The sequence below is a fragment of the Paenibacillus sp. CR_12 genome (genome assembly GCF_041953985.1).
Classification (GTDB): domain Bacteria; phylum Bacillota; class Bacilli; order Paenibacillales; family Paenibacillaceae; genus Paenibacillus_AQ; species Paenibacillus_AQ lautus_A.
Map to the genome: position 1 here is coordinate 364,533 of NZ_JAVFHO010000001.1, position 21,003 is coordinate 385,535.

21 protein-coding genes and 1 other annotated feature are annotated in these 21,003 nt (G+C 44.5%); of the genes, 17 read left to right on the forward strand and 4 right to left on the reverse strand.

What is annotated here, in order from left to right:
* Positions 1 to 7 precede the first annotated feature (7 nt).
* The 4 genes from nirB (at position 8) to RB297_RS01715 (ending at position 5,915) form a co-directional block, all read left to right on the forward strand.
* A complete protein-coding gene (gene nirB, locus RB297_RS01700; RefSeq protein ID WP_375119540.1) occupies positions 8 to 2,161 on the forward strand; it encodes a nitrite reductase large subunit NirB in 2,154 nt (717 codons plus the stop codon).
* Positions 2,162 to 2,192: 31 nt separating this feature from the next.
* Positions 2,193 to 4,313 (forward strand): assimilatory nitrate reductase catalytic subunit NasC, encoded by a 2,121-nt coding sequence (gene nasC, locus RB297_RS01705; RefSeq protein WP_375119541.1) that lies wholly within the window; start codon positions 2,193 to 2,195, stop codon positions 4,311 to 4,313.
* A gap of 74 nt (positions 4,314 to 4,387) precedes the next feature.
* Positions 4,388 to 4,610, forward strand: a binding site (T-box leader).
* A 43-nt stretch (positions 4,611 to 4,653) separates the two neighbouring features.
* Positions 4,654 to 5,121 carry an HIT family protein gene (locus tag RB297_RS01710; RefSeq protein ID WP_192572280.1) on the forward strand — a complete coding sequence of 156 codons (468 nt, stop codon included), beginning with the start codon at positions 4,654 to 4,656 and terminating at the stop codon, positions 5,119 to 5,121.
* Complete coding sequence (locus tag RB297_RS01715; protein ID WP_375119542.1) at positions 5,118 to 5,915, forward strand: PP2C family serine/threonine-protein phosphatase; 798 nt, start codon at positions 5,118 to 5,120, stop codon at positions 5,913 to 5,915. The genes RB297_RS01710 and RB297_RS01715 overlap by 4 nt, the downstream gene beginning before the upstream one ends.
* 74 nt (positions 5,916 to 5,989) lie before the next feature.
* On the opposite strand, the gene RB297_RS01720 is transcribed toward RB297_RS01715, so the two are convergent.
* Positions 5,990 to 7,210: an RNA polymerase sigma factor gene (locus RB297_RS01720; RefSeq protein ID WP_375119543.1), complete on the reverse strand. Its 1,221-nt coding sequence runs from the start codon at positions 7,208 to 7,210 to the stop codon at positions 5,990 to 5,992.
* Between the two features lie 194 nt (positions 7,211 to 7,404).
* On the opposite strand from RB297_RS01720, the gene RB297_RS01725 reads away from it, so the two are divergent.
* On the forward strand, positions 7,405 to 7,806 hold the full coding sequence (locus RB297_RS01725) for a hypothetical protein (RefSeq protein WP_192572277.1): 402 nt from the start codon (positions 7,405 to 7,407) through the stop codon (positions 7,804 to 7,806).
* Between the two features lie 91 nt (positions 7,807 to 7,897).
* On the opposite strand, the gene RB297_RS01730 is transcribed toward RB297_RS01725, so the two are convergent.
* Positions 7,898 to 8,809 (reverse strand): aminoglycoside phosphotransferase family protein, encoded by a 912-nt coding sequence (locus RB297_RS01730; RefSeq protein WP_375119544.1) that lies wholly within the window; start codon positions 8,807 to 8,809, stop codon positions 7,898 to 7,900.
* Positions 8,810 to 9,047: 238 nt separating this feature from the next.
* Between RB297_RS01730 and RB297_RS01735 the strand changes: the two genes are divergently transcribed.
* Complete coding sequence (locus RB297_RS01735) at positions 9,048 to 9,362, forward strand: DUF1904 family protein (RefSeq protein WP_090911464.1); 315 nt, start codon at positions 9,048 to 9,050, stop codon at positions 9,360 to 9,362.
* Between the two features lie 151 nt (positions 9,363 to 9,513).
* Positions 9,514 to 10,458, forward strand: a complete 945-nt coding sequence (locus RB297_RS01740) for an aminoglycoside phosphotransferase family protein (RefSeq protein WP_332294274.1) — start codon at positions 9,514 to 9,516, stop codon at positions 10,456 to 10,458.
* 91 nt (positions 10,459 to 10,549) lie between these two features.
* Here RB297_RS01740 and mraY read toward each other — a convergent pair whose 3' ends face one another.
* Positions 10,550 to 11,500, reverse strand: coding sequence for a phospho-N-acetylmuramoyl-pentapeptide-transferase (gene mraY / locus RB297_RS01745; RefSeq protein ID WP_176502375.1), 951 nt, complete (start codon positions 11,498 to 11,500; stop codon positions 10,550 to 10,552).
* Between the two features lie 784 nt (positions 11,501 to 12,284).
* On the opposite strand from mraY, the gene xerA reads away from it, so the two are divergent.
* The 3 genes from xerA to RB297_RS01760 all read left to right on the forward strand — a co-directional run bounded on the left by xerA (position 12,285) and on the right by RB297_RS01760 (position 14,807).
* A complete protein-coding gene (gene xerA, locus RB297_RS01750) occupies positions 12,285 to 13,412 on the forward strand; it encodes a site-specific tyrosine recombinase/integron integrase (protein ID WP_332294275.1) in 1,128 nt (375 codons plus the stop codon).
* Positions 13,413 to 13,698: 286 nt separating this feature from the next.
* A complete protein-coding gene (locus RB297_RS01755; RefSeq protein ID WP_375119545.1) occupies positions 13,699 to 14,148 on the forward strand; it encodes a hypothetical protein in 450 nt (149 codons plus the stop codon).
* A 128-nt stretch (positions 14,149 to 14,276) separates the two neighbouring features.
* On the forward strand, positions 14,277 to 14,807 hold the full coding sequence (locus tag RB297_RS01760) for a hypothetical protein (protein WP_375119546.1): 531 nt from the start codon (positions 14,277 to 14,279) through the stop codon (positions 14,805 to 14,807).
* A 162-nt stretch (positions 14,808 to 14,969) separates the two neighbouring features.
* On the opposite strand, the gene RB297_RS01765 is transcribed toward RB297_RS01760, so the two are convergent.
* Positions 14,970 to 15,257, reverse strand: a complete 288-nt coding sequence (locus RB297_RS01765) for a hypothetical protein (RefSeq protein ID WP_375119547.1) — start codon at positions 15,255 to 15,257, stop codon at positions 14,970 to 14,972.
* Between the two features lie 153 nt (positions 15,258 to 15,410).
* On the opposite strand from RB297_RS01765, the gene RB297_RS01770 reads away from it, so the two are divergent.
* The 7 genes from RB297_RS01770 (at position 15,411) to RB297_RS01800 (ending at position 21,000) form a co-directional block, all read left to right on the forward strand.
* Positions 15,411 to 15,635, forward strand: coding sequence for a helix-turn-helix domain-containing protein (locus RB297_RS01770; protein ID WP_375119548.1), 225 nt, complete (start codon positions 15,411 to 15,413; stop codon positions 15,633 to 15,635).
* 191 nt (positions 15,636 to 15,826) lie between these two features.
* A complete protein-coding gene (locus tag RB297_RS01775) occupies positions 15,827 to 16,507 on the forward strand; it encodes a DUF2711 family protein (protein ID WP_375119549.1) in 681 nt (226 codons plus the stop codon).
* A gap of 235 nt (positions 16,508 to 16,742) precedes the next feature.
* Positions 16,743 to 17,276 (forward strand): GNAT family N-acetyltransferase, encoded by a 534-nt coding sequence (locus RB297_RS01780; protein ID WP_375119550.1) that lies wholly within the window; start codon positions 16,743 to 16,745, stop codon positions 17,274 to 17,276.
* 221 nt (positions 17,277 to 17,497) lie between these two features.
* The gene (locus RB297_RS01785) at positions 17,498 to 17,815 is read left to right on the forward strand and encodes a hypothetical protein (RefSeq protein WP_071224293.1); all 318 of its coding nucleotides are present in this window, start codon (positions 17,498 to 17,500) and stop codon (positions 17,813 to 17,815) included.
* A 208-nt stretch (positions 17,816 to 18,023) separates the two neighbouring features.
* The gene (locus RB297_RS01790; RefSeq protein ID WP_375119551.1) at positions 18,024 to 19,064 is read left to right on the forward strand and encodes a hypothetical protein; all 1,041 of its coding nucleotides are present in this window, start codon (positions 18,024 to 18,026) and stop codon (positions 19,062 to 19,064) included.
* 246 nt (positions 19,065 to 19,310) lie between these two features.
* Complete coding sequence (locus RB297_RS01795; RefSeq protein WP_332294281.1) at positions 19,311 to 20,246, forward strand: hypothetical protein; 936 nt, start codon at positions 19,311 to 19,313, stop codon at positions 20,244 to 20,246.
* Positions 20,247 to 20,559: 313 nt separating this feature from the next.
* On the forward strand, positions 20,560 to 21,000 hold the full coding sequence (locus tag RB297_RS01800) for a hypothetical protein (protein ID WP_375119552.1): 441 nt from the start codon (positions 20,560 to 20,562) through the stop codon (positions 20,998 to 21,000).
* Positions 21,001 to 21,003: the final 3 nt, after the last annotated feature.

Consider the following 21,003-nt stretch of genomic DNA (forward strand, 5'->3'; position numbering starts at 1 on the left):
GTAATTCATGAAGAGAAAGAAGCTCATTGTTGTCGGAAATGGAATGGCAGGGATACGATGCGTAGAGGAAATACTCCAGCTTGGGCCGGAGCTTTTCGATATTACGATATTCGGCGCCGAACCTCGCCCCAACTATAATCGGATTCTGTTGTCTAAAGTCCTTCAAGGCGAACATTCCCTCCAGGATATTATCCTGAACGACTGGTCTTGGTATGAGCGGCATGGCATCCGGTTATTGACCGGTGAAGCCGTTCATCATATCGATGTCAAAGCCCGCTGCATCGAGACTGTCTCCGGTAAACGGGAAGGTTATGATGCATTAATTCTGGCAACAGGCTCATCTCCTTTCGTTCCGCCTATCCCCGGGACGGATAAGGAAGGCGTCCTTTCATTTCGGACGGTGGATGATTGCACGAAAATGACCGAAATGTCCAAGGTCTACACAAAAGCGGCCGTCATTGGCGGGGGATTGCTGGGGTTGGAGGCTGCCCGGGGACTTCTCCATCTCGGCATGGAAACCCATGTGGTTCATAATGCCCCTTACATCATGAACCGGCAGCTGGACCGGACGGCAGCCCATATGCTGCAGCAGGAGCTCGAAAGCCAAGGGATGCGATTCCACTTGGCGATGGATACCACGCGAATCGTTGGCCGAACAAGGGCGCAGGGTCTTCGGTTTATCGACGGAACTCGGCTTGATGCGGATGTAGTGGTGCTTGCCGTAGGGATCAGGCCTAACGTGGAGCTGGCCCAGAGAAGCGGTCTGCTGACGGGGCGGGCTATCCTGGTGGATGACTACATGAGGACAAGTGAGTCGAATATTTATGCGGTGGGAGAATGCGCGGAGCACCGGGGGATTAGTTACGGCCTAATCGCTCCCCTGTATGAGCAAGGAAAGGTGCTTGCCCGGGTTATCTGCGGCCGGCAGGCCGAGCCTTATGTCGGTTCGATTCCTTATTCCCAGCTAAAAGTCTCGGGTGTGGATGTATTTTCGGCCGGCGCGATATCGGGGATCGATGCGGAAACCGCCATTCAGCAATACGATGCCGTAAGCCGCACGTACAAAAAAGTGATCATGCACAAAGGCAGGGTTACGGGTGCCATTCTGTTCGGAGACACGACTGAGGGTTCCGCGCTGTTGTCCATGGTGAAGAAGGGCGCGGCTGTCTCGGAGCTTATCCCGCAAGAAGGCATTGTAAGCTCGGCGGAAGCAGCTGCACAGACGCTCCCGGATCATGAAACGGTGTGTGCTTGCAACGGCGTGAGCAAAGCGGAGATCATGCAGGCCGTTACCGATCGCAATCTCCAAAGCACGGATGAAGTTAAGCAGCTGACCAGGGCATCCGGTTCGTGCGGCGGCTGCCGGCCAATGGTGGATGCCCTGGTCAAACATGCGCGAAGCGGCAAAAAGAGGGCTTCGCAGAGGGCGGCCATAACGCAAGGCGAGATTCCCGTATGTGAATGCACGAAGCTGGGGCACTCCTCATTGAAGCAAGCGATTACCCATGCGGTGAGTCAAGGCTGTCATACGATATCGGATTTCATGCTCCATCAGGGCTGGAAGAAGCCGGGCGGATGCATAGTCTGTCGGCCAGCCCTGCGTTATTACCTTGAAATGACGGGGATAGGGAACGGTGATGAACCGGTTCGGAAGACTTGGCATGATGTCTCCGATGCGGATCATGGACTCTACCAAGGCGTTCAGGTATGGATGGAAGACACGGAAGGCTCGAGGATGGAGGCGGCAGGCATTCGGCGCATTGGAGAATGGCTTCGCCTTCGCTGGCAAGAGGTATCGCTGCCTTATCCTGTACATGCAGGGGTGTCCGATCGTCTAGCATCGTCCGTCAGCATACTGGTTCAGGGGATCGGAATATCGTCTTCGCCCGCAGGCTGGGAGGTTTATCTCGGCGGACATGCGGACCACCCTGTCCGTGAAGGACAATTGATCGGCGTTGCTGAACGTGAGGAACATGTAATGCAGCTCGTATCCGCTTGTTTGCAGTGGTACCGGCAGAACGGCTTGTATGAGGAGCCGATGTGGAAATGGGTGGAACGTACGGGTGTGACCTCGATCCGGGAGCATGTTCTGGACCACGATCTGCAAATAGAGCTTGCAGAGATGCTGTCTCGGCGGGAATGGAAGACACAAGTGGGTTAAACAAGCGAAAAATAGGGAGAGGTGGTCAGTTATGGTTTATTCGGAATCGTCCGCTGCGGGAGGAGCTGCGGCCGTGGTAGAGACACAATGTCCGTTTTGCAGCGTACAGTGCAAGATGACGGTTGAAGAGGAAGAGAAGAGCGTCCCGGGACGGTTCAGGGCCAAGTATAAGGTGGAGGGGATACCGAACCTCGCTTCCGAAGGCAGGGTGTGCGTCAAAGGCATGAATGCGCATCAGCACGCAGCCCATTCCCAGCGGCTGCAGCATCCACTGATCCGTTCAAATGGCGAACTCGTTCCTTGCTCTTGGGATGAAGCGATGGCCGTGATTAGCGATCGATTTCAGGCGATATCCGAGAGATATGGTCCCGATGCCAATGCCGTCTACGGCGGCGGGTCCCTGACCAACGAAACGGCCTATTTGCTCGGGAAATTTGCCAGGGTGGCGCTCGGTACCCGGTATATCGATTATAACGGCCGTTTCTGCATGTCGGCCGCAGCTTCTGCCGGGAGCAAAACCTTTGGAATCGACAGGGGGCTGACGTTCAGGCTGTCCGATATTCCTCTTGCCCGCTGCATCGTGCTGGCCGGCACCAATATAGCGGAATGCCAGCCTACGCTGCTCCCTTACTTCAACCAGGCCAAGGAGAATGGGGCGAAGATCATCGTCATCGATCCGCGCAGAACCGCAACGGCCGCAATAGCCGATATGCATTTGGCGATCAGACCTGGGACGGACGCCATGCTGGCGGATGCGATGCTGAAGATGATCGTGGATGAAGGTCTCTTAGACGAAGGCTTCATTCAAGCAAGAACTACGGGATACGAGGAACTGAAAACCTATTTGGGCAGCTTCGATTTATCACGGGCCGCCGATTTATGCGGATTAGATGTGGAGCTGATCCGGGAGGCCGCCGTATCCTATGCTATGGCGGATACCGGGATGGTGCTGACGGCCCGAGGGGTGGAGCAGCAGACGGATGGCCATCTTGCGGTACGCCGTTATCTGAATCTGGTCTTGGCAACAGGAAAAGTCGGGAGGGAAGGCTGCGGATACGGGGCGATCACCGGTCAGGGAAACGGCCAGGGAGGAAGAGAGCATGGGCAGAAGGCCGATCAGCTGCCAGGCTATCGATCGATCGAGAATGAGGAGGACCGGGCATATGTTGCCTCCGTGTGGGGCGTTAAGGCTTCCAGCCTGCCTGGAAAGGGCGTCTCTGCCTACGAGATGATGGAGCTGATTCATGAAGGCGAAATTAAGTCGCTCTTCGTGATGGGGTCCAATCCCGTTGTTTCAAATCCGAATGCGGGGCTTGTGGAGGAAGGCTTGAACCATCTCGATTTTCTGGTGGTTGCGGATATGTTTATGTCCGAAACGGCCCGATTCGCCGATCTTGTCCTGCCGGTAACCTCCTATATGGAAAATGAAGGTACGCTGACGAATTTGGAGGGACGGGTTCTTCTCCGGAAGGCGGCGCGACCGGCGCCTGGGGAGGCGCGTCATGACTGGATGATTCTATGTTCGATCGCAGACAGATTGGGCAAGGGTGAATATTTTGACTTTCATGAGCCCGAAGAGATATTTAATGAGCTGAGGCTTGCAAGCAAAGGCGGCATTGCTGACTACTTCGGCATCACCTATGATCGGTTGCGCCGTGAAGAGGGCGTATACTGGCCGTGTCCCTCTGAAGAAGAATCGGGGACGGGGCTTCTGTTCCAACAATCGTTCGCCCATCCAGACGGAAAGGCCGTGTTTTCCGTGATGCCGGGGAATCCGTGGGTGGGGGTATCCGAGGAGTACCCGCTCATTCTGACCAATGGCCGTGTTCTGTCACACTACTTGACGGGCGTGCAGACCCGGAGAAGTCCTTCCCTGCTTGCACGCGAGCTTGAAAATTTCGTGGAGATCCACCCGATTACCGCGCAGCGTTACCGAATCCGTGACGGGGAGTGGGTAGAAATCGTGTCGGAGCATGGACGTTTTTCCGTACGCAGCAGGATTAAAGAACATATAAGAGTAGACACGCTATTCGTCCCGATGCATTGGGGCGGCGTGCAGAATGTCAATCATGCGACCCGGCCGGAGCTGGATCCGTTCTGCAAGATGCCCGGTTTTAAGACAGCAGCTGTCCGGATACGGTCATTGAGGTAAGGGTGATGCAACAATGAGTCCGTTCTTCATTGACAGGATGAATATGGAAAATTATAATAGGAACAATTTTATATACAAACACAATGATTGGGAGTAGTAGAAATCGTTCATGGTTCAGAGAGCTGCAGCAATGGTGAAATGCAGTCCATGAGGATTCCGAAGCTCGCCCATGAGTGGTGAGGCAGAAATGGAGTATGCCTTGACGTTTAGCCTTCGTGATCGGGCTTCAAGCGGATTTGATGAAGATCGGATCAAGTAGAGTGGTACCGCGCGGGTAGTTAGCCTGTCGTCTCTTATGGGATGGCGGGCTTTTTATTTTTTATCGAAGGGAAGGGTTCATATGGTTAACGCGAAAGAGCGCGATTGTTTTATCTGTCGAAAGCATCGGGGAGAGATCCAGCTTCCGGGGGGAGCGATTTATGAGGATGAGCTGCTCTACGTAGGCCATATTTCTTCCGATTCCAACGAAGCTTATCTGGGATATATTATGATCGATATCAAGCGGCATGTATCGGGATTAGCGGAGCTGCGGGACGATGAGTCGGCCGCCGTCGGACGGATGCTGACCCGGGTGAGTCGCGCCTTGAAAGCATGCTTAGGCGCGGAACATATCTATTCCTTCGTGCTGGGAGATCACGTCCCTCATCTGCATATCCATCTGATTCCGCGTTATCCGAATACGCCCCCGTCTTATTGGGGGTTTGGAATCAGCGGCTGGCCGGAAGCCCCTCGAGGTGATGCCGCTCAGATCGAAGAAGTGTGTTCGCGAATCAGGCGTTGTATGGCGCAGGATGAGGTTTCTCCATGAGACCCTATATCGTGAAGTGGCACGGCAGCTCCAGCATGTTCCTCGACGATCCGCAGACGATTGCGGTTTCCCATGGGGTACTGGGCCGGTATGGCGGCAGCTCGGCAGCCGGGGCGGATAAAAACGAGGATGGCGCTTATATCTGGATCGATGCGGAATCTGATTTGGAATTCGTCCTGCTGCTGGATGCCCATGAAACCGATGAGAGCGCCCAGCTCGTCTTATCCTATATCGATGGGGCCGCTTCCGAGATTGCTGGCATCCTCCGAGAGCCAATCGAGCAGTCTTTTCAAAACCTGCATGACTATTTGCTGGGCATGTTGACTTCCGAACGCTTTCGCGAGGATTGCAGGGGAATTGCGGGTGAAACTTCCTGTCTGCTATGCTGCAGACGCGAAGAATACTTGTGGTGGTTTAACGTCGGGGATTGCCTGCTTTATCTGCTTCATCCCGAATTGACGGCGCTCGGGCAAACCTTGCTCAATCAACGGAATTTCTACGAATGGATAGGGAAGGTAAACACCTTCGATAAGCAGGTCCCTTGTTATTCCACGGGCGTAAGAGAGCTGCGCTCCGGGAAAAACGTGATTGTATTAAGCACCGATGGCGCTTTAGAATGGGGACCGTTATTTCTGGAACATATGAAACAGCTGCGTGGCGTTGATCTGGAAAAAGGCGTGAAGGATTTCATGCAAATGTCGCATGAACGCGGGATCAAGGACAGCGTCACCATGATTGCATGGCAAGTGGAGCTCGAGCATCATCCCAGCTATCCATCCGATGGTTCAAGATAGGAAATGATGCAAGGCATGATGAATTCAATTGAAAAAGGCTAGGAAACCCGGTCAATGACCGGGTTTCCATTGATTTAATTAAGCTGGTGCTGGAGATTTTTCGTCCACTGTTCATGAAGATCTTCCTTGGAAAGATGGAAGATGCCGTAATAATCATCCGGATTGCGAATGAATTGGTTCAATGAATCTAACCCGTATTTTTCAATCATGAACGCAACGATCAAATATGAAAACTGAAATCCTGTTTTGCCGAAATCCCAGGAATCATCATTCAGATCCTCGAAGCTTGGAATTGCCCGACTAAGAATGGCTTCGGTCGTCGTGCTTCGGATGAAGTCTTCCGACATCTGTTGAGCTTCGTACCCCCCGATGCCCTGACGGATCCATCTAGGTGCCAGCGGATTAATATCACTAATCAACCACATGGCATACAAGTGCAGGGTGGACCGGAGGATCGAGTGGTAGGTATGCTCGGGTCCCGGGTTCAAGGGCGAGACGATTTTTAACGTGCAGTTATCGAACGTGCCCATGAACCAATTAGGTGCACCGCTTTCGCCTACGGCTTGATGGAATGTGGGCAGGTCGGGATAAATTTCAATAACGATTTTGCGGGAAGGCTGATGATTATATTTCGCTGCCATCTGTTCTACATTATTCTTGAGTTCTTGAAACAGGTCCTGATGCACCTTGTTCTGATGATGGTTTGCCTCACTTTTACTTTCAATGGATATCAAGTCGAGTATCGACATAATCGTGATGTCACCCCATTCTCTTAATTCTTTCTTCAGCTTCGCTAAGGACCGATACAATCGGTTTTTCACCGCACTCTCGCGCATGCCGACAATCTGGGAAATTTCCTGCAGCGTACAATCCACAAAAAATCGTAAAGATATGATCTGCTGATCCCGTTCGCTTAACTTCTTAAGCGCCGCTCCGATATCAATTCGAATATCAACATAACCTGCAAAATCAAGGGAGATGGACTGCGATTCAAAACGTGTAAAGTCATAAGGTTTTTCATTTTTTCGCGCTAAACTTCGATACTCATTTTTGACTGTGTTTTGAGCAATTTTGAAGATCCAAGTGAACAGACTGGATGTTCCGTTAAACTTATCAAGGTTCTCCATTGCCTTTAAAAACACTTGCTGGGTTAAGTCATCTGCCGCCGTCGGATTCAATTTCAGTGCGAGATAATGCCGGATCCTCGGGCGATATTCATCATACGTATCTTCAAATGTTCGTTTTGTTCCTTGATTATCCGGATAATCAGGGAGTTTGTCATGAGCTCTAGACATGGATAAGTACCTCCTCTTGACCTTACAGTTTATTAGACACCGGAGGTATGCAAAAAGCCACAGTCGAACGAAATATTCTCGGAATCTAGGTTTTTATGCATTTATATTCATCATCCTATAAAGGCACAAGAAAGAAAGGCGTTTTGTGCATATGATGTCATCATCATGTATATGGGAAGCGAGGTGATCCTTATATGCCTTCGAAACGCGCAAGGAAGTCCAGATCCGCTTCCAAACCGAGACCGCCGCAGCATTGGGTAGGTCAGCCAGTCGTGGTCGTTCTGAAGGACGGCAGCTATTACGTCGGCGAACTGAATCAGATCCAAGGCGGGGAAGTGACGCTATCAGGGCTCCGGGCCAACAATAAGATGCCGGCTGCGATTGCCCGAAGCGGAGACAAAGCGCAAATATCCGGATTTTTAAGCGACCTCTTTGGCGGACCTCCAAGCGCTGCGTCAGCCGAAGGAGCCGAGGAGGGAGTGGCGGCTGCGCCTGCAGGCCCTCTCGGCTTCCTGGGACAGATCGTGCCTCATATTAAACTGGGCATGAACGTGATAAAAGCCATCATGCCATTAATGGGAGTGTTGAAAATCTAACCAAGGGCAAAGGTCTGATCGAACAAAAAGAAGCTTGAACCCTCAAGCTTCTTTTTGTTATGCCGTTTGATACAAAAATCTCATGGATGCATCAAATCGAGATGGCACGCTTCATAATCGATTTGGCTTCCTGTGCAACGGCTTCATCCTTATCGTCGATAGCCTGCATGAAGATGAGCATGGGGATATAAACGGCGATTAAACGAGCCAGCACTTTCGTTTCTTCGTCCACGCTGCCATAGGCTTCAAAAAATCCCTCCCTTGATGCCGGAGGCAAGAAGCTGTAAGCAATGCTCAGGTCGCAGGCGGGATGTCCGATGCTGACGTCGCCCCAATCGATGATGCCGGAAAGCTTGCCTGTTTCGTCCACCAGCATGTTTTTGAAATGGAGATCTCCATGAATAAGAATATGTCGCTGCTTGACCCGATCCAAGGAAATGCCGTGCAAATAGTCGGCGATCTCCTTCATTTCTGCATCCGTAAAATGGAGGGTAAACCGGGCTAGAAAGTCCAGCATTTTATCCCTGCGCCCAGCGAGATCGGTCAGATTACGATGGTCCACCGCTACACCTTCTTGCTGCTCTTTGTCCACGGGAAAGGCATGCAGGTTCTTCAGAAAGCGCGCGAGCGCTGCCGCCGACTGCATCCGTGTTTCATCCGTCAGTCCAATCGGAAACGACCCGGAAAGATAGGTGTACCCCAGAAAAGGCGCGGGGTAGTCTGCGCTTTCTTTTCCGAAGAAAAGGGGCTTAGCATAGGGTAACGTTATGTAATTCGCCAGCTTGGGCAGGATTTTGGCTTCGGTTTGAAGTAAAGGGATGGCAAATGCTCTTCTGGGAAAACGAAACACATACTCTTCGCCGATGCGATAGACAGTATTGTCCCAGCCGCTGCCGATCTCTTGGATGGATAATGAGGACAGCTGGGGAAATTGACGGTTAAGCAGCAGCCGGACTAACGGCTCCGTCACTTCCCATTCGGCATCCCATGGATTTTGTCCCATATTCGTCTTCACCTCCATGAATGAATAATTTCCATAAAACGGAACACTTACTCAGTGTATCGGAATCGCATCGTACGGGCAACGGAAAGGACAACTGTAATTGAACTTTACCGACCAATTTAGATATCTGTATCATAGTGATTCCTTTCACAATGACATTATTGTATAGTAGAAGAGAGATAAAAGTCACTTGCGGACATCCAGAAGACCAATAAATCGATGAAATGAAGGGATAAGTGTGCCATATTTACGTTTTAAAGGATTTTCAGAAGTTTTCCTCGAAGAAATAACGCCAACCGTGGTTGAAACTTTCGCCGGTATTGTTCAAATTCCGAAAGAAATCGTGAAAATCGAACAGCTTCCATATCGGATCATTACGAATACACCGTTATCCGTCGAAATCCTGATGTTTCAGCGGGCTCAGGAGACCCACGATGCGGTTGCGGCCAGCATTCACGAGATCCTGTCGGAACGCGGGTACCGGAACGTACATATATTCTTCGTGATTCTCAATCGGAATCTCTATTATAAAGAAGGCAGGCCATTAGAATAAAATAAGATATGATGAGTGAAAACAAGGATGCTAGAAGAGCATCCTTGTTTTTTAAATTAAAATGAATGATGGACTTTATGTCATATCTTCTTATCGTTATGATATATCAAAGAGATTATGAGGCATGGTAAGTGCATAGATAGGAGGAAACATGGACCGACTACAGGGCATTTTGAAGGAATTTTACGGTTTGGCTCATCCCGTTATTGTACCCCAGCAGGGCGGTTGGGCTGCGCTTGCTTACAAAGTGAGTAACGGCGCACAGGACTATTTCCTGAAAGTTTATGAGAAAAGCCGGGCCTCCACGTCCAAATGGACTGCGCTGATTGACGATTATGTTCCGATCCTGCTGTGGCTTGAGGAGCATAGTCGGTTAAAGGGCAGCATTCCGGTGCCGATGCTGACGACAGACCAACGTTATCGATGCGAGGATAACGAAGGCATTTATTTGTTGTATGAATATATCGACGGGGACACGATCGCAGACCGCAAGCTGGCGGAGAATCAAGTGAGACAACTGGCAGAGATCATCGCTGAGCTCCATCGTTACGGGGAGGATTTTCCTCTGGTGACAAGTGCCATGACGGAAAGCTTTACGGTGCCTTTTCTTGGTCAGCTAAGGGAGGCGCTGGATACGAAGAAGCCGGTTGACATCGGTGAAGTCGTGAATCCCCATATCGACAGCTTGAAGGGTTTGATGCTTGAAGTGGAAGCGCTGTCCGAAGCGTTGAAGAAACGCGATCTTCGCCTGGCGCTGTGCCACACGGACGTGCATGCCTGGAATCTGATGTCGGATGGTCAGCAATTGATATTGATTGACTGGGAGGGGCTGAAGCTGGCGCCGGTCGAAGCCGATATGATGTTTTTTGTCGCTGAACCCTATTTCGAATCATTTATGAGGATTTATAAAGAAACGCATAGCGATTACGTGATGAACAGCGAGGCGCTGACGTTTTATCAAGGCAGACGTAAATTGGAGGATATCTGGGAGTTCATGGAGCAGCTGCTTTGTGATGTCCAGAATGACGAAGAACGCGCGTCCACGCTAAACAGCCTGAAGAAAGAGCTTGTAGAGATCACGATGTCTAAATCCTAATCAGCGTTGGGTTTCAATATGTAAAAAGCCTCCTGGCAGAGTTCGGGGCATCTACCAGGAGGCTCTTGCTTGGCTTGTCCATTGGAATGGTTCACATGACGTATTTTGCCAGCACCCAACAGAGCAGAGCCATAAACCAGGAGACAAAACCGAAGATCATCACGATTTTATTCTCGCTCCAGCCGTACTTGAGACTGAAGTGGAAATGGATCGGGGCCATCCGGAACAGGCGCAGCTTGGTCCGTTTGTAATACCATACCTGCAGGATAACCGAAAGCTGCTCCGCCAAATAGATAAGGAACAGCAGGGGAATCAGAATTTCGACCTTCTCGATCACCGCAAGGAATGAAAGGGAGCCGCCGATAGCGAGGGATCCCGTATCACCCATAAAAGCCCGGGCCGGATGAATGTTGTAGAGCAGCAAGCCCAGCAGACAGCCGATCATGACCAGCGAGAACATCTGAACCTCCGGTTTATCGGAGATCAGGAAGAAGAAAAAGTAGGTCGGAATGGCCACATTGATCAACAGTCCGTCCAAACCATCGGTAAAGTTGATGGCATTCGCCGAGCCTACGATGAACAGCAGCATGATGATAATGTAGACGCTGATCGGCAGGTGAAGCTGGAACCCGTTGAAAAGCGCGATATCACTTGTCAGGGAGAAGGACTGGAACAGGACATACAATAATGCCCCGGTAAACAGGAACTGAAGCACAAGCTTCGTTCGGCCGGAAATTCCGGACGGGTCCTGCCACGCTGCTTTTTTGAAGTCGTCCATAAACCCGATCGAGCTGAACAGAAGAAAGGTGGAACATAAAAAAACGGTCAGCGGCGTAGGCTGAAACTGCAGCGACATCCCAATGCCAATCAACAAAATAAGGCCAGCCATCAACGGTGTCCCGCGTTTGGCCTGATGATCGGGAGGCAGCTCGGTCCGGATCGGCTGCGTTAGCTTTAAGGTGCGCAAACCCCAGATGAGCAGCGGCGTAAATAGCGTCACCAGCAAGAACGATAGTCCGGACACACCCAGAATTCCATTCATCTCATACACATCGCTTTCTATCCATTTCCGTTAGTTCATTGTATTTCGATGGAATGGACAAATATTCCTTCTGATTTCTAGAATTGATAGGTGCCGTTAATGGACAATTGTCATACCACGGCCGTCATTAACCGTGGAGTATAGGGATATCCCTTCAACATCCATCACAAGATGGTTTCATGAAACGCACCCATGATAAAGTTGATCCCCACGTCGAACGGGACGCTGACCTCAGCGCCTGTCTCAATGGAAGCTTCGAGACTGATCTCTTTTATTCAAGATACCATCATGTATTGAATCTGGATAGGAGCTGCAGCAACATCCAGATAATTAGAGAGAAGAATGACGGCCTTGAAGGAGCTGATGCTGCGGATGAAGTAGTTGATAACATGGGCGAAGCTGGACAGTAATAAATAAATCTAATCATTCTATAGCAAATGATAAATTGAGTTGTTCGAAGACGGTGTGAACAATCAAGACTGACTCGGCGTTACTTGTCATGTTCGACCCGAAGTGCAGTACTGTGATTTCGCTTGCATGGCATCTCTGTTCTTAAAGTAAGGTGAGAAATGAGGTAGCCATGGCTACCTTGAATATGGTTTAATCAATTTAATCGCTATAACAATTTTAAGTCCCTAAACGTAATATTACTGAATTGGATGCGGTTAGATTATAAAGGATATAGCACCGAAGGTATCGGGAGCTTACAACGTCGATTACGGCGATTGTGAGCTCTTTTTGCTTTCCAATAATTAGGTTGCTGTTATAATGGGAGGGTGGGAATGTGAGTATATGGTTGTCTCGGAATGATGGAAATTCCTTGTATGTTCGTTTTAAGTATGATGAACAAATGGTGATGAAGATTCGAGAAATTCCAGGAAGGAAATGGGTCAGTGATAAAAAGGTCTGGATGATTCCATTTACACTCGAATCCATTCGACAGTTGTATACACTTTTTGAAGGAACGATGATTCATGTTGATAGCATGTTGATGAAAGAGTCCAGCTTGTTTAACAATGAAGTTTACATGCAGGAACACATTCCAATCTATTCATGGGATGAGTCGATAAAAAGGTCTTTCGTTCATGCACTGCAGCTTCGAGGTTATAGTAAAAAAACGATAAAAGCTTATTGTAGTCAAGTCCATCGATTTCACACTTTTGTACAACAGCAAAATTATGGGATGGGTCACGAGAACATGATTCAGAGTTATTCCTTGCACTTACTTCATAGGAAATGTTCCCATTCCTATGTTAATCAAGCGCTCAGCGCGATCAAATTCTATGCTCAAAAAGTACTATTGCATGAGGAAACAGTCTCTTATGTTCGCCCTAAGAAAGAAAAGAAGTTGCCGAATGTGTTATCGATGAAAGAAGTGATGTTGATCTTAAAAGCACTCCATAATTTAAAACATCGTGCGATCCTATACCTTACCTATTCCTCAGGATTACGGGTAGGTGAAGTGGTCCGGTTGAAAACTCAAGACATTGACTTCGAGCGAAAAACGCTTCGAGTTTCTCAAGGAAAAGGTCAAAAGGATCGTCTTACGCTATTATCCGATACAGCTATGGATATTGTTCAACCGTATTTACAACAAGAAAAGCCCGAGAAATGGATGTTCCCAGGTCAACACCCAGAGCGCCATATAACGGAACGAACGGTTCAAAAAGTGTTCGAACAAGCACGTACTGCCTCTGGAATCCAGAAAAAGGTTAGTATACACGCCTTACGCCATTCATTCGCTACCCATCTGTTGGAAGGTGGAATTGACATTCGCTTCATTCAAGAGTTGCTCGGTCATCAAAGTGTACGCACCACCGAAAGGTACACACATGTGAGTGTGAAGGACATAAGAAGGATTAAAAGTCCGTTAGATCAATTGGAAGAGGAGATTCAGGGAGAAAAATCGTAAACATGGTTGGTGAAGGAGTGTTCACGAACTTCGTAAACACCTCAAGAGGTGACGTTTTTGCGAAGTTCGTAAAAAAGACGTTATACGACAGAATTATATGAGAGCATTTTTAAAAAAGGGAGATCAAAAATGAATTCTGAAAATTTTTCATGGACAGAAGTCTACTCGTATTGGAAACATTTTGTTGAAAATTATAGCTATAAATCTATTGAAGATTCGATCTTTAAACAAGTTCAAATACAATCACAATCGAATCCTAATCTTAACATTGGAACTGGAATAATAGATGTGGCCATCTAATGAAATTGAATATAGAACAAAAAAGTTAAATGATAGAGGTATCCTAGGGGCTGATTGGGATACGGTAGTAGGTTTTAAACGGACTGCTGAAATGTTATGGGAAAACAAGGAAAATAATGAAAAACAAGCTCTAATTTGGATTGCTGCTGGATTGAATGAAATATTAACTCATCTTCCAGAAGAATGGAGAGGAAACTCATATAGATTTATCTTCGAAATTCAATTGAAAATTATGAAAGAATTCAATGATAGAAATATGTGGTCATGGCACGCCTCGACCAAGAATTTCTTGCCTGTCAAAGTTAATAAATTCATGGAATTATATTCTGCCCCGATGAAAATACATAATTTAATAAACATCATAGCTATCGATAATGTTCTTTCGAGAAATGCTTGGACATTAGTGCATGTTTCTCGAGAAGATGACTCCGTATAACATAATATTCTCGCTGAGGGCATACTCCCTTGGTACAACATTTAGTAGGACACTCAGCATTGGCTGAGTCGTAAATACAGGAACGTTATATGACAGCGCGATGATAGAAATTAAGGAGGGAACTTGTTATGACAAATAAAGAATACAAAGAGCTAGTAGAAGCTAAGTATGGTAAGCCCCTAAAAGAAATAATGTATGAATTGTGTGTGGATAGAAGATTAGATAAATGGGATGGAGCAAAAATATTAGAAGTGCCTGAAAAAACATTTGTTGCTTGGAGAACCCAATTTCGTTTTGGTCCTGATCAATTAAGATATGATCATGCTGTAAAGAAGAGGATTGAAAGCATTAGTGAATATAAAGAGCAATTGGAAAACATAAATCTACGAAGAAAATTTACACATAATAAAGATAAATCCTTAAAAGGATTTCGAGAACTAGTTGAAAGGAAAATGGAACTGGAGAAGCTAAGAAGAACTTTATTAGAAGAAGAGGATTCGTTTAGTGATATGTCTGTTCTAATAAGAATTGGAATGCTTGAAGGTGTGCTAAACTATCTAGATGAGTATGAAAAGCACGAGAAGAACATAGAAGCTCATTTTCTTAAAGAAGTAGAGATGATGGAGTTATTCTTAAACAGAGAAGTCCAAAATAATTAACTTAAGGAACCGACATACAACAGTACATTCACACTTCGGATAAGTTGCGTTCCGGCAGATGGATTCCTAGAAAGTTGGTGTAGCTGTACACCCCCGCATTGCAAATACAGGAACGTTATATGACAGAATCAAAAAGAATAGAAAAGAGGATCATATGATCCTCTAAATGCTAGAGTTTTGCAATTCACCAAAAAGTTGTAGAGCGTCTTTGAAGCCTTGTATGTAGATACTTCTTTCTAAGAGGGATTGAAGAGAAATTTGAGCGTCTTCGTAAAGAAAAACTGTATGTTGAAGTTGATCAGGCAAAGCATCGCGAAGTGTTTTAAAGTATTGATCTGTCTCAGTAGAAAGTTGATTGTATTCCGTATGGCATTTCACAAGTTCAGTATAGAGTAATTCTAGACGTATTCTGATCAGCGGTTCTGTTAGCAATTCTAATGTATTAATCATATAATATTCCTCCTTTAATTAACTCTACAGAGTTATTATATAACCTTATAAGGTTAATTACAAGGTGAATATTTGACTTTGTAGAGTTAAATATTCGCTTTTCGTTGATGATTACTAATGAGGGAGATAAGATAGAACTATGGAGGGGAAAAGATGAACATAATCAAGTGCAATATACGAGAACTCATGGCAGAACATCGAATAGATGATATAACAGAATTGATGGCAAAATCGGGCTTAAGTCGGAATTCGATCAATAAGCTCTATAGGGAAACTAATATAGAAACAACAAAGCTGGAAACCTTATTCAAGCTATGCGATACATTTAATTGTAAATTATCTGAATTGATTGAATACGTACCTGAAGAAGAAAAATAGTGAAGTTATATTCGAGAAGTGATTCCGTCGTATAACATAATATTAACGCTGCGGCTCCTTTGGAGCCTTGGTCTGCTGGATGAATTTTGTGGAAGCGTTTCAGCAGACACATCCGACTACGTCGAACGTCGTGAATACGGGAACGTTATAGGAAATCAGCGCAAATCAATAAAAATAAAGGATGTAATTAAATGCTTGATTACATATGGATTGATGACAAAACATCAATATTAAATCAGGTCAAAGGTCAATATAAATACGCTTTAATCATTACTAATCCTTTTATTCAAATGCCGCAAGGCTGGTACAACAATAAAAAAATTAGTGGCCTTGAATATACATACCCAACAAATGAGGAAATAATTGAGTATGGTAAACCTGTTTTGTGGAGTCAAATATTAAAGCTAACTGAACTTGAAGATTTAAGATGTTTAGCTTTAGCGATGAAAACATACATATCAGCATTAAATAAATTCTATGCAAGGTCTGATTTAATGGAGAAACTTAAACTAGGGTTGCAAGAAGACGTATATTTGCCTAACGAAGATAAGATCTCTCAGTTCTTAATTCCAACAATAATTGAAGTGTTTAAATCAAGGGGAATTACAAAAATTCAATACTCAGAGCCGATATTTGATACAAGTGGCGAAATACTAGTAGATGATATTACAATTCAAAACTTTTATGAAATGGCACCTTCAGAAATTATTGTAACAGACGAAACTAATGATACAGCATTTTTAAGTGTTTATGATTCATTTATTACACTCATGTTAACCAATGATATAAACACGAAGGAAACAATTCTTAGTGCTGGTTGGGAAGCGATTGAATGTAATGAAGATACAATGATTAATTGGTATCTTAAGTAAATAAACTTCGATATGTAGATGATTCAAAGAAGTCACTGACATCCTATAACATAGTATCTACGCTGGGGCTACGCCCTTGGTTCGCAAGAAGTATTAGAAGAGAAGTGGAATCAGCTCACAACCCTGCGAGGCTAAGTCCGTCGGACCCAGTCACTACGCTCCTTTAAGCCTCTCGGGTTCGCAGATACAGAGACGTTACATGAAATCAATGCTGTTTATTTTGGAGGATCATTCAATGAAGGTTTATTTAGAAGCATTATCAGAACAAGATTTTACAACGATCATAGAATGGATAAATCAAAAAGATGAAGATTTCATCGTACAATGGGCAGGTTTAACTTATTCCTATCCATTAACCATAGAACAATTGAAAGCACATTACAGTAAAGGAATAAATACGATTGAATCGGATGTTTTTATATATAGGATCAAAGAGGCAGAGCAATTTGTTGGCACAATACAACTTTGCAGGTTTAATAAAGATCTTGAAGAAGCTGTAATTGGAAGATTTTTAATTGGTGAAACGCAAAATCGAGGAAGAGGAATTGGAAGCAAGGCATTAAAGGAAATTGTAAAGATTGGATTTGAACAATTCAGATTAAAGGCAATAAATTTAAACGTATTTGATTTTAATATATCGGCAATTAGATGTTACGAGAATATTGGTTTTGAGAAGATGAATCGTAAGGAGAATGTATATCAAGATAAAGCAGGACGCACATGGAATAATATCGAAATGAAATTAATTAAAGATAATTTTGTGGGCTAATTCGAGAGGGCACTGACATCATGTAACATAATATTCACGCATCGGAGCCTGGTGGCTCCTCGGTCAGTTAGATGTGATCGGCAGAGGAGTAGATTCAGCGGACACATCCGCACCGACTAACCGCATCGCGGCCGCAGACCCTGGGGGGCCTTAAGTCGGTGGGACGTCGTGAATACGGGAACGTTAGCTGAAATTGCTTGATTACAAAGAGAGGTAAAACCATGGTGAAAGATTCAAATTCAAGACCAAGACTTTTAAACTGGCATTTCGATGATGAGATTGGAACTGATAATCCAAAAGAATGGAATTGGATAGAGATCACGATGCATTTCACAGATGGTTCAAAAAGATGGAGTATTTTATATACACCAGAACGATTACTAAATAACTTATCCAGACCCAATATAGATCCACCTGGTCTTCATATGCAACAGCTTATTGTAGTTAGAAGCTATGAATTTAGTGATATAGACAGAGTATTAAAAGCTTTCGACGAAGAGAATAGACTGATAGAAGCATCAAAAAATTATCCCGAGTGATTCGAAGGAGCCAGCAACATCATCTAACATAATATTCATGCATCGGGCTTACGCCCACGGTCCGGCTGAGGGGGTTCGGAGAGGCAGAAATCGGCCGGACACATCCGACTCCGTCGGACGTCGTGAATACGTGAACGTTATAAGAAAGTCAGGTAAGACCGTGTTTCATTAAATACTGCTTTATTAATAGAATAAAATGGAGGTACACATGAGTTTTTTAGTGATGGAGGGCGATGAAGTTGAGTATATCTGGGAAACAATATGTCAGATGCAACTAGTATTTCATCCAAAGTATTCACCGGATGGAGCACTTAGTTATAATGAATTATTTGAATTAAAACACAATAAACAGATTATAGTTTTACTTGATAGAAATCTCTTAAGTGGACTGTTAAAACTTGCTCGTGATGGCTATCTTAAAGATGATAAAGAAATGCGTAAAATTGCACTATTGATGACATGGATTATTATGAATAATTTTTCTGCAAGTGCAGGTCTAGCTCTATTGGAGTATGGAACAAAAATTAACGATAGTGTTGAACCCAAAAAAGAACTACAAGAGTTTAATAATATTTTTGATTACTACCCTAGCATGTTATGGCTTAGACTGGCTGAGGGAGATATAAATAGTATTCCAATTTGTTCATTGCCTGTTGATCCATATATTAATGAAATAAATTATAACAAGGAAGACCATCACTTACTTATGCATATCGCAGAAATGCTTCATTTAGTATTTTTACATAAGCAGCGTGATTTATCGCCAATAGAAAAAATGATTAAATTTCTAAAATGGAACTATAAAAACTTGTTAATTTCAGAGAGCACTATAGCATATGTAGCAATGCTATTTACAAATCAGCCTGGTATAAAAGCTCCAAAAAATTCTGGTAGCAACGATATTAACAAAATAATAGTTGGATGTAAAAACCAAGCATGGGATCTAAATTATTTATCTAATTGGAGTTGTTTTCATTATACTGAAGAAAATATGGATGAGATATTTATGTTCGCAACTAATGATGTACTCTTAAAGACTATTTTTATTAATACTTATTGTGATGGTGGAGTTGGAGCTTTAATTCAAACAGTGTTTTCAAGAAGCGACTCTAAGAAAATATTTGAACTAATAAAAGAAAACCAGGGAACCAATAGAGTCAAACCGGATTTCGGAGTAGATCCGAATCACTATTTTCATAGATTAATTGAGGATGAGACATTAAGGTTAAAAAAAGCAATGCAAGTATAGATTGATAACCATATAAATAAAAGCTAGTATTTCAAGAAGTCCTGACCTTCTTATAACATCGTATCTACGCCGTGTCGCTAGCGCTCCTTGGTCTGCTAGAGGAATTTGTCGGAGAAGTGAATCTGGCAGACAACCCTGTGAGGCTAAGTCCGTCGGACCCGGCGCGAAGCGCCTTAAGCCTCTCGGGTTCGTAGATACAGTAACGTTATAAGAAATCAGCGCAAAACGGAACAGGAGGAATCATAGTTGAATCAAAAGGACTCGCATAACGATGTTGAATTTGAATTGTTTGAAAATGGCTTGAACTTTGTTGTTTCGGCTCTGGAGTATCTAGATGAACCTATTCAACCGTCTGATTTGAAATACGCAATCTTGCATCTAAGTTCCGGAATAGAACTGATTCTTAAAGAACGTCTGAGGCGAGAACATTGGACGCTTTTGTTTACTAAAGTAGATAAAGCTAGTCTCCAAGACTATAAAAATGGCAAATTTACAAGCGCCTCCTTTGACGATTGTATAGCAAGGTTAGTTAATATTTGTGAAGTAGATATTTCTTCACAACAGAGGAAAAATTTAAATAGCCTAAGAGATAAAAGGAATAGATTTGAACACTTTGGTATTGTGGACACTTCTGAGGCCTTAAAAGCCACTGTTGCAGATGCTTTAAACTTCCTGATCGATTTCATTAGCCATGAACTTGAAGATGAACTTGATAATGATGAAATGATGATTATTAGGGAAGAGGTATTAAAATTTGATGCTTTCATTAAACAACGTTGGAAAGCTATCGGTGACCAAATAGCGAAATTACAACTTGTAGTGACATGCCCACGATGCCTGCAAGACGCCGCAGATCTTTCAGATGGATTTCATTGCTTATTTTGCGGATACAAGAATGACGATCCAGAAGAAATTGCTAATGAATATGTGTCTGAAGTTCTGCGTGAAAGTAAGTATGAAGTAGTAACGCAAGGCGGTGAATGGCCAATTTACTCGTGCCCTGATTGTGGCTATGAAACTTTAGTTAGGACAGAAGAAGGGTTTATTTGTTTCACCTGTGCTGACAAGTGGGATTTTGGTGATTTAGAAGAGTGCATGCGTTGCGGTTCCACTTATTGTTTTACAAAAGATGGTGGAGCATCGCTTTGCGAAAATTGTTTAGATTACATTCGCAATGCATAATTAAAGAACATTGATAAATTAAAAAGCTGACAAGAATAATAAATGAACCGTGTAAGTAACTCGATGAAGGCGCTGACATCTTATAACATTATATTCACGCATCGGGACATTCGTCCCTCGGTCCGGCCGGAGTTAGAAGCGGATTCAGGGGGAGATTCCAGTAGCGAGGAAGTAGATTCAGCTGGACACACCCGCACCACCTAACCGCATTGCGGCCGCCACTTCGTGGCTTAAGGTGGTGGGGCGTCGTGAATACAAGAACGTTATATGCAATCAGGCTAAAAATGAAAGATCTCAAAAAAGGGAGAATTGAATGATACAAATACTAGAAGAACCAATAGGAGTAACATATAAACAATTAGTATCTTTGGCATTTAACCTATGTGACGAGTTTATATTAGTCAAAAGGGATCAAATTGTATTGAATGAAAACGGAGAAACATTTATTGAAGAATTAAAACCATATATAAAAGAGATTAGAAAACAAGAAGAATGGCCGGGAACACGATTGTTTGGGCACTACGCAGATGTTTATTATTTTGATTGTAAGGAAGAACTAAAGGAAATATTGTTAAGCAAAGTAGATAGATTGTATGAATGGATACAACCTGAACTATTAGAAGATTTGTGTTTTTATAAGAATGGAGAAGAATGGTTAGTAACAATAGCACATGAAAATGAAGGATTTATTAAGACAACAGAACGTCAGGAAATATTAAAGATCAGAGAAATTGAAGGCATAATGATTTATTAGTAT